Source organism: Streptomyces sp. NPDC104581 (genome assembly GCF_055583685.1).
In genome coordinates, this window is sequence record NZ_JBVJNN010000010.1 from 169443 (window position 1) to 182909 (window position 13467).

The window sequence follows — 13467 nt, forward strand, 5'->3', positions numbered from 1 at the left end:
GGAGCGGGCTCCGGTCCGTGCGACTCGACGGCCGTGCACTTCCCGGTCGCCGGGCGAGCCTGACAGGCCCGCCCGGCGACCGGGGACGCCGGCGTCGGTGAATCCCCTCAGTGCACGCTCTCGCGCGTCGCCCTGCCGTCGGAGGTGCCGGGTGAACCGGGCGTGCCCGACGGCTCGTCCGGTGCCTCGCGCAGGCCGAAGCGGCGGTGGAAACGGGCCAGCGGCCCCGGTGCCCACCAGTTGGCGCGCCCCGCGAGGCGCATGAACGCCGGTACCAGCGCGCCGCGTACGAGTGTCGCGTCCATCAGGACCGCGACCGCCAGGCCGAGACCGATGGCCTTGAGGTACGAGATCCCCGACAGGACGAAGCCCAGCCACACGATGGCGATCAGTCCCGCCGCGGCGGTCACCATCGCGCCGGTGCGCTCCAGCCCCCGTGCCACCGCGAGCTGGTTGTCGCCCGAGCGGTCCCACTCCTCCTTGATACGGGAGAGCAGGAAGACCTCGTAGTCCATCGACATGCCGAACGCGATGCAGAACAGCAGCACCGGCACGGTCCAGGTGATCGTGTCGGTGACGGTGAACTCGCCGACGAACCCCTCCAGATGACCGTCCTGGAAGCCCCACACCAGCACACCGAACGTGGCGCTGAGACTGAGGCAGTTGAGGACCAGTGCCTTCAGCGGCAGCACCAGCGAACCGGTGAACAGGAACAGCAGGATGAACGTCGTGACACCGATGATGGTGAGTGCCAGCGGCAGCTTGTCGTACATGGAGTCCAGCGAGTCCACCAGCTCCGCGGCCGGGCCGCCGACCTGGACGTCGTACGGTGCCTCGGCCGCCCGGATGTCCTTGACCAGCTCCTCGCCCTCCTCACTGAGCGACTCGCTCTTGGGGATCACCGAGAGGTAGGTGCTGCTGTCCGCGCTGAACCGGTCGGAGCCCGGACCGGGCGGGGCGACCTGCTCACCGGCCGCGAAGGAACCGGCCTCGCTGTCGACCCGCGCCACGTTGCCGAGGGTGGAGAGCTTCTGCGCGTAGGCGTCGGTCGAACGCTCCCCGGTCGGCGGGGTGTCGTTCAGCACCACGTTCAGCGCCTGCGACTCCTGCGCGCTGAAGTCCTCGCGCACGATGTCGCTGATCTGCCGCGACTGGGTGTCGGCGGGCAGTACGCGGTCGTCGGCGAGGCTCATGTGCAGGTTCAGGAACGGCGAGCCGAGGAAGAGCAGCAGACCGATCACCGCGACCGCGACCGGGATCGGGAAGCGCATCACGGTCGTCGCGAGGCGGTACCAGAACCGCTCGGCCTCCGGCTTCGGCGGCTTCTCCTCCTTGCCGCGGTTCAGGACACGGATGCGGCCCTTGTCGATCCGCGGGCCGAGCGCCTTCAGCAGCGCGGGCAGGAAGGTGATGGAGACGATCGCCGCCAGCAGGGCGGTCGGGATGCCCGCGTAGGCGAAGGACCGCAGGAAGTAGAACGGGAAGACGAGCAGGCCGGCGAGTGCCAGCGCGACCGTCACGGCGGAGAACAGGACGGTACGGCCCGCGGTGCGCAGCGCGGTCGTGATGGCCGTGTCGGTGTCCGCGCCGCCGTGCAACTCCTCGCGGTAGCGCTTGAGGAGGATGAGCGCGTAGTCGATCGCGAGACCGAGCCCGAGGCCGGTCGCGACGTTGGTGGCCAGCACCGAGACGTCGGTGAACAGCGTGAGGATACGCAGCGTCAGAAGGACGGACACGATGGTCAGTCCGGCGACCATCAGCGGTACCAGGGCGGCGACGACACCGCGGAAGACGAACAGCATCACGACCAGCAGGACCGGGAAGGTGACCATCTCGATCAGCAGGAGGTCGTCCTGGGTGGTGTCCGTGATCTCCTTGTTGGCGACCGCGACGCCGCCCACGCGGGTGTCGAGGCCCTCCACCTTGGTGTCGTACTCGGGCTGGATCCGCTCCAGCGTCTTCTGCACCTGGTCCTCGTCGCCGGTGATCCGCACGAGGATCAGGGCGCTGTTCCCGCCCTCACCGCGCAGGGCCGGAGCCTTGCCCAACGTCCAGTAGGACAGCGCCTGTTCGACGCCCTTCTCGGAGCCGATGCGCTCGGTGAGCCGCTCACCGGCCGCGCCCACGGCCGGATCGTCGACGCCGCGTTTGTCCGAGACCAGCAGGGTCAGATTGGGGGCACCCGAGCCGAACCGTCCGTCCAGGACCGCCGCCGTCCGCGCCGATTCGGTCGAACTGTCGGTGAATCCACCGGCGGAGAGAGTCGATATCACGCCACCGCCCAGCGCTCCCGCGAGCACGAGGAGCACACCGGAGAGATAGAGGACCAGCCTGCTGCGGTGTGTGGTGAATCTGGCCAGTGAGGCGAACATTCGGCAACCTTTCGAGGGGGAACGCCGTTTCTGGGGGCGGCGTGTCGATCCCGTTCACACGATCAAGGTAGGGAGCGCGCGAGCCCACTGGCAATGACAACCCCTCGCTCGACGAGCCCGGTTGGGCGTCCGCGCGGAGCGCGTCGGCCGCCTCGGGCCGGGCCGGGTCCGGCCTTCGCGTCCGGTCCCTCGCATCCGCCTCCCCGCCCCCTGTTCCCGCCCGTCCCGGCCGTTCCGCGCGGCCCGGACGGCGCCACCGCCGGGTGGTCGGGACGGCCCGGACGACGGTTGGGCAGCATGCTCCCCGACTACGGTGCACCAGCGCGCGAATGCGCACAATGACAGGTGTGTGCGGGTCATTCCCTGGATGACTGCTATATCTAACAGGCGCTTCACCCTCCTAAATTGCGGCGAGAACAGGCGACAACAGTCGAGGGCAATCCGAGACATTCCCTGGAGGGTAAAGCGAATGAGCCAGCGTGAGAGGACCGCTGTCATCGGCGGAGGGATGGCAGGCTGCGCCGCCGCCAAAGAGTTGATCAAGGCGGGCCGCGAGGTTGTCATTTTCGAGGCGGCCGCCGGACTCGGCGGTCGGGCTCGCTCGTGGCACCGTTCGGAGATCGAGCCCTCCGTCGGCATCAACCTCTGGTTCACCAGCTTTTACAAGCTGATGTTCGAGCGAATTCGTGAGTACGGTCTCGAGGACCAGCTCGTGGAGATGTCCAACAACGTCATCGTCGTGGACAAGGGCCAGCCCGCCGAGCTGCTCTCCGACTCGCTGCGCAGCCTGCTCACGTACAAGCACGTCGGCCTCAAGGACCGGATCGGCTTCCTGACCGGGACGATGAAGGAGACGCTCAAGCGCAAGCAGCTCGACATCTTCGACCCGGTCAAGCTGGCGCCCTTCGACGACGGCACGACCGCGGCCGAGTACGCCCGCAAGAGCCTGTCGCAGCGCGGCTTCGACAACCTGCTGCGGCCGGAGATCGAGTCGTTCTGGCTCTGGCGCTGCGAGGACATCTCGGCGGCGCACGTACGGGCGATGCAGGCCCAGGTGGCCGGCGCGAAGTTCTACGTGTTCCGCAACGGCATGGAGGTCATCGCCGAGCACAACGCCAAGGGCGCCGACATCCGGCTCGAACACGAGGTCACCGACCTCCAGGTGACGGACGGCCGGGTGCACATCACCGCCCGCTCGGCGGACGGCGAGAGCCACGCCGAGGTCTTCGACGACGTCGTGGTCGCCACGACGGCGCCGGTGGCCGCCAAGCTGACCGCCGCGCTGCCGAACGACATCGTCGGCCGCGACACCCGTGAGTTCCTGGAGACCCAGGTGTACGAGCCCGCGCTGTCGGTCTCGTACCTGGTCGACTTCAGCAGCATGCCGTCCGAGGCGCACATCGTGGCGGCGGGCGCGGACGACCCGCCCGTCAAGACGATCATCACCTTCCCGCGCAAGGTCAAGGACGAGCAGGGGCGTTCGGTCGACAAGCACCTCGCGTTCGTCTACCCGGGCCGCGCCGAGACCCGCCGGCTGCTCGCGCTGTCGCCGGAGGAGCAGTACGCGGAGACGACCCGGCTGGTCACCCAGCTCTGGCCGGACTTCCCGGTCGACGAGGCGGAGCCGTTCGAGATCGCCGTACGCCCGCACGCGATGCCGCTGCCCGCGCCCGGCCGCTACCGGATGTCCGCGCGCGTCATCGGACTCCAGCACGCCCCGGTGGTCTTCGCGGGTGACTACTTCACCGCGCCGATCTCGGAGGCGGCGATGCTCTCCGGCATCCGCGCCGCCGAGAAGCTGACGACGGCCGGAAAGCTGACGACGGCCGGCTGAGCCGGGCCGCGGAGAGCAGGAGAGCAGGGGAGAAGACATGAACGCGTTCACTCCCGCCTCCGGCGCCGGAGGCCACCGGCCCGGTGGCGGCGTCGACACCGCGACGGGTACGACGCCCGGCCCGTCGGAAGCGGCCGCGGGTGCGGCGGGTCCGTCCCGTACGGCGGCGGACGGCGTCCGGCAGGCTTCGGCCGGCGGTACGCGGACCGATGCCGGCGGCCGTACGGCCACCGACGGGGCCGGTGCCACGGCGGACGGGCGCGCGGCGGGAGCCGTCGCGCGCCGTGCCGCCTCCGGCGCGGACACGGGCCTCGGCACCGGGTCCGGCGCGGACGCGGGAGGTTCGGCGGCCGGCCGCGGGCCCGGCGCGGGTGACGGTGGTGCCGTCGCGGGCGCTTCCCGTACGGCGGCGGACGGCGCACGGCCCGCCGGCGCGGGTGCCGGCGCCTCCGCCGGGCGGTCCGGGGTCGCCACCGCGCCCCCGGCGGGTACCGGCGGCGCGGGGCCCTCGGGCCCGCCCGCCTCCGGGGCACGGAGCCGGTTCGTCGCGTACGCGCGGCTCGCCAAGTTCGAGTTCGTCCTCGACTACTACCTGAGCATGCTCGTGCTGTGGACCGCGCTCGCCGGCAGCGCGCGGTTCGCGTCCGACACATGGACGACCCTGCTGCTCTTCCTCCTCGGGGAGATCGGCGTCATCTCCGCCGTCATGGCCCTCGACGACGTCAACGGCATCCGGGACGGCAGCGACCGCGCCAACTACCTCGGCACCGGCGGTACTCCGCTGCGGCCCCTGGAGCGCAAGCCCCTGCTCACCGGGGCGCTGACGGTCCCCCAGGCCACCCGGTTCGGGTATCTGAGCCTGCTCTGGGGCACCGTCTTCTGGACCGCGTCGGCCGTCGCCGCCCCCGAGCGGCCCCTCTGGGCGCTCGTCGTCACCGGCCTGGTGCTGTTCGCCGGGTTCCAGTACTCCTGGGGACTCAAGCTCAGTTACCGGGGTCTCGGCGAAGTCCTCATCATGGGCTGCCCGTTGGTCATCGTCGTCGCTCCCTACGGCTTCGTGACCGGCCATCTGCCCGCCCTCGTACTCGTGCAGGCGGTGCTGTTCGGCCTCTGGCAGATCCTGGTGTCCTGCTACTCCAACACCAAGGACATCAGCGGGGACGCGGCCGTCGGCCGCAGCACGGTCGCGGTCCACACCTCGGCGCGCGGCAACCTCGTCTTCATCGGCGCGCTGTCCACCGTCGACCTGCTGCTGACCGTCGGGGCCTCGGCCGTGGGCTGGGCACCGTGGTGGTTCTTCGCCGCGCTGCTCCCCGAAATGGCGCTGCGGCTGCGCCAGTTCACCTCCTTCAGCCGTAACGGAGACGCACTGCTGGCACGCAGGCGAGGAGTGGTGGCGTTCCGGACGGGCGTCGCCGGCATCGTCCTGGCCAACCTCATTCACTTCGCGAGCTGAGGGGTGACGGCCGCGGCCCGAGCCCGCGGCCCGAACTCCGGACAGGACAAACGGACATGGGTACCAAGAACAAGCCGACCGGACTCGGTCTGCTCTTCGACGAACACGCACAGGCGGGCCGCAGCACCCGCTTCCATCTGAGCCGGCCCTTCGACATCGCCCCCGGCGCGGGCTCCGAGTTCAGCGTGGCCGGCATCGCCGAGCTCGTACAGGAGACCGCCGGCCTGCTGTACGAGGCGGGGGCGCGGCCCGGCGACCGGGTCGCGATAGCCAAGGACAACCACTGGGACTATCTGCTCCTCGCCTGCGCCACCGCGCGCTTCGGCGCCCTCCCGGTCCTGATCGCGGGCGGCCTGCCGGCACAGACCCTCGGCACCGTACTCAAGCGCGCCGACGCGCAGTTGTTCGTCACCACCGCCGACATCCTCAGCTCGGCGGACGAGCAGGGCGTGGACCTGAAGTCCCTCGTCCCGCGCACGGTGACCGTCGGCGCCGCGCTGCCGGGCACGGTGTCGCTGGACGACCTGCGCGGGGCGCGTACCCCGAAGGTGTTCACCACGGCCAGCTACGAGCCGATGGTCGCCACCCACACCTCCGGCACCACCGGGGTGCCGAAGCTCGTTGTGCACTCGGTCGACACCGTCCTCGGCCACCTCGGCCGTACGGAGTCGCTGCGCTTCCCGATCGTGGCGATGAAGCGCTCCGACACGGTGGCCACCGCCACCCCGTTCAACCACATGCGGATGATCACCTGGAGCACCGGCACGCTGAAGCTGGAGCCGAAGGACGCGCTGCTCCTCGCCGACGCCCGGCCGGCCACCGCCGAGCGGATGTTCGCGCAGCGCAAGCCCACGTATCTGGAGGCGCTGCCCGCGACGTACATCGGCTGGCAGGAACTGGCCGGTAAGCGACCGGAGTTGTACGGGGACGTCCGGCTCTACGTCAGCACCTTCGACGCGATCCACCCGCCCACGGTCCGCCGCTTCCTGCACGCGAGCAAGCGGCGCTTCCCGGCCTGGCTCCAGGGCTGGGGCCAGTCGGAGACCGGCCCCATGACCTTCCGGCTGCTGACCCGCAGGGCGCTGGCGTCCAAGGGCGACCGGCACCCCACGACGCGCGACGTCGGCCGCCCCATCCCCGGCTTCACCGGGATGAAGGTGGTGGACCCGGCGACGATGAAGCCGGTCCCCAACGGCAAGCCCGGCGTGCTGCTCACCCGCACCGACGGGCGCTGCATCGGCTACCTCGGCGAGCAGCGGCGCTGGCAGGACAAGGCGCGCGGCAAGTGGTGGAACACCGGTGACTACGGCCTGCGCACCGCCGCGGGCGCGTTCCGCCTGCTGGACCGCGAGGTCGACGTGATCCCCGGAATGAGCTGCATCGAGCTGGAGGACGTACTGGCCGACCGGCTGCCGCAGTTGCTGGAGGCCGCGGTGATCGGCATTCCCGGCCAGCTGCCGCTGCCCGTCGTCTCCACGCAGGACGGCACGCTGGACGAGGCGGAGTGGAAGCGGGCGACCGCGGACCTGCCGGCGCTGGGCGCGCCCCGGATCCTGCCGCTGGAGGAGATCCCGCGCACGAGCACGGGCAAGGTCCGCCGGGTCGAACTGCGCGAGCGGCTCCTGGGCGAGGAGACGTACGGCACGGGGCGCTGGACGTAGTCGCGGACGCCGGACGGGGGCGGGGCGGCGCCCCGCGCCCGTCCGGCTGTTCAGGACACCGGCCGCCGTCCGTGCGGCGGTCGGGACAGCACGTACCGCCCGCCCGGCGGGCACACGCCCGTGCGGCGATCGAGCACGAACCGGCCCAGAGCGTCGAGTAGGGAGCGCAAGCCATGTCAGAGGCACAGGCAGCCGCGGAGGAAGCAGGCACGCACGTCGACGTCGCCGTCGTCGGCGCCGGGATCTCCGGGCTCACCGCCGCGTACCGGCTGAAGGAGGCCGGCCGCGCGCCGGAGGTCTTCGAGGCGGACGGTGACGTGGGCGGCCGGATGCGGGCGCGGCAGAAGGACGGCTGGATCGTGGAGCAGGGCACCGAGACCCTGGCCTCGCACGGGTATCCGTCCACCTGGCGGCTGATCAAGGACGTCGGCCTCGACCGGGACGGCGGGGTGCTCAAGGTCGGCAGTCTCGCCGGTGTCTGGCGGGGCGGCAAGGCGCACGCGGGCAGCGGGCACTGGGTGGGCACCCTCACCGGCGCGGGGCTGTCGCCCGGTGGCCGGATGGCCATGACCGGGATGCTGGGCGGGCTGCTGCCGTCGCTGGGCAAGGTCAGCACCCGGCGGCCGGGGGAGAGCCCGCTCGGCCTGCGTACGGTCGCGGAGTTCGTCGACGGCAAACACCCCGACCTGCACGACTATCTGCTCCAGCCGGCCGCGAGCACCGGCTGGGCCTGGGACACCCGGCGCTCGTGCGTCGCGCCGCTCGTGGCCACCATGGTCGCCACGCGCGGCCTGCACGGCTGGCGCACCTACCGCGACGGCATGGACGCGCTCGCCCGGAAGGTCGCGGAGCGGCTGACCGTCCACACCGGGAGGGCCGTCCAGGAGGTCGGCGAGACCCCCGACGGCGGTGTACGGCTGGTCTTCACCGACGGCCGCGTGGTGACGGCCCGTGAGGTCGTGCTCGCCGTGCCGGCGCCCGTGGCCAGGAAGCTGTATCCGTCGGCGCCCGCCGAGGAGTCGCCCTTCCTGGACGCCACGTCGTACTCCCGCATGATCCGTGTGACCCTCCGGGTGGACCGCCCCCTGGCGGTCCGTCAGTCGCGCGGCACGAAGAAGGTCTACGCGCTGCTCATCCCGGAGAAGGAGGACGGCTATCTGGCCGGCCTGACCTTCGAGCACTTCAAGGCGGCCAACCGGGCGCCGCGCGGTCAGGGACTGGTCAGCATGCTGAGCGCGGAGCGCGCCACCGACGAGCTGATGGACCGGCCCGACGAGGAGGTCGTCGAGAAGCTGCTCGGGCGCGCCACGAGGTACGTGCCGGAGCTGCGCGAGGCGCTGGTCGAGTCGGAGGTGCACCGGTTCCCGTACGCCGCTCCCGAGGCCACTCCGGACGCGCTGCGGCTCCAGGGTGCCTTCCTCGACCGGCCGGTGCGGGCGGTGGAGTTCGCCGGGGACTGGGTGTTCCAGCGGCCGACGAGTGAAGCCGCCGTGCAGGCGGGGGAGTTGGCTGCTGAGCGGATCCAGTCGCGGCGGCGGAGTCCGGCCTCCGCACAGGGGCCGGTGCCGACGGCCAGTGCCTGATGGCCGGTGGCTGATGGCCGGTGGCTGACGGCACGCGCGCCGGCGGGTCCCGCGCCGCCTGCCTGATGTCGCGCCCGGCGGTGCCTGTTTGACGGTGTGCGCCCGGCGCGCAGTGCCCGAACGGCCCGCATCGGGCCACACCTTTCATCGAGTCGCCCCCTCGCCGGACTCCCGGCGGGCGGGCGGCTTTCCCGTGGTCGGAGCGGGGTTCCGGTTATGTTGCGGGTGTGACTGGAGTGACTCCAGTGACCGCGCATTGACCAAGCCTTGACCGATCGTTGGACGCGGCCTGTGAGGTTCCGGGGGAGAGAAAATCGAGTTGGTCGTGCGAACAAGATGAGCCACGGGGGCTGGAATGCGCGCGCAGAACAACGGAGAACCGAGCGGATCCGCACGGATCGCCGAGCCGGTGCGAACAGGCGGAGACCTGGCGCACTCCACCCATCAGCGGGCGCGCTACGCGCTCACTTCGCGGGTCGGGAGGGACACGGAACTGGCCGATCTCAAGGCCCGCGCCGCCGTGCCCAACGGACAGGTGCTCACGCTCACCGGTCCGGTCGGCGTCGGCAAGAGCCGACTGGCGGACGCCCTCTTCGAACAGATCGCCGGTGAATTCGCCGATGGCGGCCGGTACTTGGAACTGGACACCCTCCGGCTTGAAACGAACGACCCCGACGGCGGGCTCGCCCGCGCGGTCGCCGAGGCCCTGGAGCTGACACCACCTACGCCGGACACCCGTGTCGACGACACGTCGGGTGAGGACGGCGCCGCGGCGGATCGTGCCCCGCTCGATCGGCTGCGCGACCATCTCGGCGGACGGGACTTCCTGCTGGTGCTCGACTGCGGCAGCCGGCCGCCGCGCGGCATCGCCGAGCTGTGGGAGGCGGTCGGATCGGCCGCCCGGCGGCTGTGTCTGGTGACGGTCGGCACCCAGGTGCTCGGAATGTACGGCGAGCACCGGGTGCCGCTCTTCCCGCTCGCGGTGCCCACGGCGCGCGACACGGCCGACCTGGCCCGGCTGGGACAGGTCGACTCCGTCCGCCTGCTGGTGGACCGGACCAAGGCGGTACGGCCGGGATTCCGGCTCACACAGGAGAACCGCGAGACCGTCGCCAAGCTCTGCCAGATGCTCGACGGACTGCCGCTCTCCATCGAACTGGCCGCGTCCCGGCTGAAGGTCAGCTCGCCGCGAGCCCTGCTGGACGAGCTGAGCCGGTCGCCGGGCACACTGACGGAGCCGGGCACGGCCACGGACACGGCGGCGGGCCCGGACACGCTCGGTCTCGCGCCGCAGGCAGTCGAACTCCTCGTACGGCTCGGGGTGTTCACCGAGAGCTTCGGGGTCGCCGAGGCCGCCGGTGTGTTCGAACTCCCGCTCGACGTCACCCGGCAGGCGCTGGAGGAGATGGTCGACCACAGCGCGCTGCTGACCGAGGAGCAGCGGGACGGCAGCATCCGCTTCTGGATGCTGCGCAGGTCCCGGGCACGGGCCCTGGAACACCTCGCGCGACAGGACGCGCTGGGGCCGGTACGGGCCGATCACGCCGTGTTCTTCATCCGCCAGCTGCACGGTATCCGCAGCGAGTTGGAGGGTCCCGGCCAGACGGCGGCGCTGGAGCAGTTCGACCACTGGCACCAGGACGTGCTCGCCGCGCTGGAGTTCCTGGTCGAGGCGGACAACGGCGAGGCGGTGGCGACACTGGCCACCGCGGCGCAGCCCTACTGGCTGCTCCGCGGCGAGGTGAAGAGCGCCGAGCACTGGCTCTCCGCCGCACTGCGGATCGGCATCGACCGGCGCCCCGTACGCCTGGCCGCGCTCGAAGCGCTCGGCGAGGCGCTGCTCCTGACGGACGACCCGTCGGCCGCCAAGCCCTGGCTGGACGAGGCGCTGGCCGCGTACACCGACACGGCCGACGGGCCGGGGATCGTGACCGTACGCCAGCACCTGGCCAGGCTCGCCCAGATCGAGGGGAACCTTCCCGCCGCCGAGAACCTCCTGACTCTGGTCCTGGCGGACCTTGATCCGCGGGGAGGTGGTCAGTGGTGCCGGGGGGCAGTGCTGGCCCGTCTCGCCGAGGTCCGCCGGGACCGGGGAGACATCACGTCGGCGGCGCGGCACGCCACGGAGGCCGTACGGCTCTTCGAGCGCGTCGAGGACGCCCGCTCGGCGGCCCGCGCCAAGCTCACACTCGCCGGTCTGACCGGCAGTCAGGGCGACTGCGACCGGGCCGAGCAACTGGCCTGCCGCGCACTGCTGTTGCTGCACGACCGGGGTGATCTGCCCGAGGTGGCACGCGGACTGGCGGTCCTGGCGGAGCTTCTCACCCACAAGTACGGCCGTTCGGCGGCGGTGTGGGAGCGCGCGGCTCTGCTGCTCGGCGCGTCGGACGCCCTGCGCCACCGGGTCGGCGACACCCTGGCGGGCCAGCCGAACGCCGTCAGCGGCACCCTGCTCGGCCAGGTCAGCGAACGGATGGGCCGCAGCGCCTTCGACACGGCCTGGCACCGGGGCGGACTGTGCACCCCGGACGAGGCGGTGACCCAGGCCCTCGCCCTGATCGAACGGCCGGACCACCAGCCGCGCTCCACCGACCTGGTCGGCTCACTGACCAGGCGCGAGCACGAGGTGGCGATGCTGGTCACGGAGGGCCTGACCAACCGCGAGGTCGCGCGCAGGCTCGGCATCGCGGAGTGGACGGCGGTGAACCACATGCGCAAGGTGATGCAGAAGCTCGGCTGCACCTCCCGCGTCCAGGTCGCGGGCCGCATGCTGCGCCCGATGGACTCCCACACGGGCCCCCAGGGCGCGGCGGCGGGCGGCCTGGTGCGCCGCTAGGGTCTGCGTCTGGATCAGGCCGGATGAGCGTGCGTGCCGGGGCACGGCGCCGGTGGTCGTGATCCATACGTCTTCCACGGGCGCGACCCACGGTGGTGCGCGACGAGGTTGTCGGTCGGCGGGGTGTCCACCACCCCGCCGACCGCGAGATGTTGGACGCATCAGCCTCACGCATGGTGAGGGACCGACCACCCCCCCCCAGGAACCATGACCCCCCACCCCGCGCGGCCCGTCATCGATACGCATGTCCTTCTGCGGGACGGGGACAAGCTCCTCTTCTCCCAGCGGGGAGGTCCCTACGGTCACGGCCGCTGGCACATGCCGTCCGGGAAGCTCGATCGGGGGGAGACCGTCAGTGCCGGTGCCGCGCGGGAGTTGATGGAGGAGACCGGGGTGCGGGTCGATCCCGCCCGGCTGCGGCTGGTGCACGTCGTGCACCACCGGCAGAGTGAGGGCGTGGAGCGGATCGGGTTCTTCTTCGAGGCCACCGAGTGGACCGGCGACCCCGTCAACAGGGAGCCGGCGAAGTGCCTGGCCCTTCAGTGGTTCAGCGTCCACGAGCTTCCCGAGGACATCATCGAGTACCCGAGGGAAGGGCTCCTCGGATATCTGGCGGGCTCGGGTGCTCTGGCGGAGCACGGGTGGTGAGGAGCCCGCGCCGTTCCCGCGCCCGGCGGGAACAGCGCGCCAGGTCCTGTCGTCGAACTGGCGTCCGGCTCGCGGAGTCCGGCGCGTGCCCTCGCCGCGTTGTCGTAAGTCGCCCGAGTACGCCCGGTACGAGGAGGGCGGCCTCCGCCTCGCGAGCGCACGCACCGGACGCCGTGAGTCCCGCCCTGCGGGCGGACGACGCCAGTGCGACGACCAGGACCTAGCCGGCGGCGTCCTCCGCGAGCGTGTGGGCCACGAGCGCGTTCGCGTGGCCGTGGCCCATCGCGTGGGTCGTCTTGAGCCAGGAGACGAGTTCCATGTGCTTCGTCAGCGGCGAGGAACGGATCAGCTCCTGCCACTCCGCGACCGGCCGGCCGTACTTCCTCTCGATCGAGGGGAAGTAGGCGGCAGGGCCCTTCACGGTGTCGGTCATGTCGGCGGTGTCCCCTCGCTGGTGGTGTTCTCCGCCTTCATGACCGGTGGCGGGCGCCGAACTGATCGGTCGACCGGAAGTGGCCTTCGCCACTTCCGATCCCCGCCGGGCTCCCCGTATCAGACCCCGGCCACGACCAGCGGCTCGCCGGAGGGGACTCCGTCGGCCTCCATCTCCGCGGCGATCTTCAGGGCCTCCTCGATCAGGGTCTCGACGATCTTCGACTCCGGCACCGTCTTGATGACCTCGCCCTTGACGAAGATCTGCCCCTTCCCGTTACCCGACGCCACACCCAGATCCGCCTCACGGGCCTCACCCGGACCGTTCACCACACAACCCATCACCGCGACCCGCAACGGGACCTCCATCCCGTCCAGACCCGCACTCACCTCATCGGCGAGCTTGTACACATCGACCTGCGCCCGCCCGCACGACGGACACGACACGATCTCCAGCCGGCGCTGCTTCAGATTCAGCGACTCCAGAATCTGCAGACCGACCTTGACCTCCTCCGCCGGCGGCGCGGACAGCGACACCCGGATCGTGTCGCCGATACCCTCACTCAACAGGGCGCCGAACGCGACCGCCGACTTGATCGTCCCCTGGAACGCCGGCCCCGCCTCCGTCACCCCCAGATGCAGCGG

Annotated in this window: 9 protein-coding genes; 6 read left to right on the forward strand and 3 right to left on the reverse strand. The window is 71.4% G+C overall.

Translation table 11 applies throughout. The features are described from left to right. Nucleotides 1-107: 107 nt before the first annotated feature. Nucleotides 108-2372, reverse strand: a complete 2265-nt coding sequence (locus ACZ61E_RS11700; protein ID WP_469699400.1) for an MMPL family transporter — start codon at nucleotides 2370-2372, stop codon at nucleotides 108-110. Nucleotides 2373-2841: 469 nt separating this feature from the next. Here ACZ61E_RS11700 and ACZ61E_RS11705 point away from each other — a divergent pair, with 469 nt between their 5' ends. From ACZ61E_RS11705 to ACZ61E_RS11730, 6 genes are all read left to right on the forward strand, one after another. Then, entirely contained in the window at nucleotides 2842-4206 is a 1365-nt protein-coding gene (locus ACZ61E_RS11705) for an FAD-dependent oxidoreductase (RefSeq protein WP_469699401.1), read from the forward strand. 37 nt (nucleotides 4207-4243) lie between these two features. Next, nucleotides 4244-5662, forward strand: coding sequence for a UbiA family prenyltransferase (locus ACZ61E_RS11710; protein ID WP_469699402.1), 1419 nt, complete (start codon nucleotides 4244-4246; stop codon nucleotides 5660-5662). A 56-nt stretch (nucleotides 5663-5718) separates the two neighbouring features. Then, the gene (locus tag ACZ61E_RS11715) at nucleotides 5719-7323 is read left to right on the forward strand and encodes a class I adenylate-forming enzyme family protein (RefSeq protein ID WP_469699403.1); all 1605 of its coding nucleotides are present in this window, start codon (nucleotides 5719-5721) and stop codon (nucleotides 7321-7323) included. 173 nt (nucleotides 7324-7496) lie between these two features. Beyond that, nucleotides 7497-8906 (forward strand): protoporphyrinogen/coproporphyrinogen oxidase, encoded by a 1410-nt coding sequence (locus tag ACZ61E_RS11720; protein ID WP_469699404.1) that lies wholly within the window; start codon nucleotides 7497-7499, stop codon nucleotides 8904-8906. A gap of 355 nt (nucleotides 8907-9261) precedes the next feature. Next, nucleotides 9262-11742 (forward strand): ATP-binding protein, encoded by a 2481-nt coding sequence (locus ACZ61E_RS11725; RefSeq protein ID WP_469699405.1) that lies wholly within the window; start codon nucleotides 9262-9264, stop codon nucleotides 11740-11742. 207 nt (nucleotides 11743-11949) lie between these two features. Further along, nucleotides 11950-12390: an NUDIX hydrolase gene (locus ACZ61E_RS11730; RefSeq protein ID WP_469699406.1), complete on the forward strand. Its 441-nt coding sequence runs from the start codon at nucleotides 11950-11952 to the stop codon at nucleotides 12388-12390. Between the two features lie 220 nt (nucleotides 12391-12610). Here ACZ61E_RS11730 and ACZ61E_RS11735 read toward each other — a convergent pair whose 3' ends face one another. Next, a complete protein-coding gene (locus ACZ61E_RS11735) occupies nucleotides 12611-12823 on the reverse strand; it encodes a DUF4287 domain-containing protein (protein WP_469699407.1) in 213 nt (70 codons plus the stop codon). A gap of 119 nt (nucleotides 12824-12942) precedes the next feature. Then, on the reverse strand, nucleotides 12943-13467 hold a 525-nt coding region (locus ACZ61E_RS11740), incomplete at its 5' end, for a flavodoxin-dependent (E)-4-hydroxy-3-methylbut-2-enyl-diphosphate synthase (protein ID WP_469699408.1).

What these genes read in the sequence shown, in the direction of transcription:
- ACZ61E_RS11725 (WP_469699405.1), top strand. Translation starts at nt 9,262, where the DNA reads ATGCGCGCGCAGAACAACGGAGAACCGAGCGGATCCGCACGGATCGCC.
- ACZ61E_RS11710 (WP_469699402.1), top strand. Translation starts at nt 4,244, where the DNA reads ATGAACGCGTTCACTCCCGCCTCCGGCGCCGGAGGCCACCGGCCCGGT.
- ACZ61E_RS11700 (WP_469699400.1), bottom strand. Translation starts at nt 2,372, where the DNA reads ATGTTCGCCTCACTGGCCAGATTCACCACACACCGCAGCAGGCTGGTC.
- ACZ61E_RS11735 (WP_469699407.1), bottom strand. Translation starts at nt 12,823, where the DNA reads ATGACCGACACCGTGAAGGGCCCTGCCGCCTACTTCCCCTCGATCGAG.
- ACZ61E_RS11730 (WP_469699406.1), top strand. Translation starts at nt 11,950, where the DNA reads ATGACCCCCCACCCCGCGCGGCCCGTCATCGATACGCATGTCCTTCTG.
- ACZ61E_RS11705 (WP_469699401.1), top strand. Translation starts at nt 2,842, where the DNA reads ATGAGCCAGCGTGAGAGGACCGCTGTCATCGGCGGAGGGATGGCAGGC.
- ACZ61E_RS11715 (WP_469699403.1), top strand. Translation starts at nt 5,719, where the DNA reads ATGGGTACCAAGAACAAGCCGACCGGACTCGGTCTGCTCTTCGACGAA.
- ACZ61E_RS11720 (WP_469699404.1), top strand. Translation starts at nt 7,497, where the DNA reads ATGTCAGAGGCACAGGCAGCCGCGGAGGAAGCAGGCACGCACGTCGAC.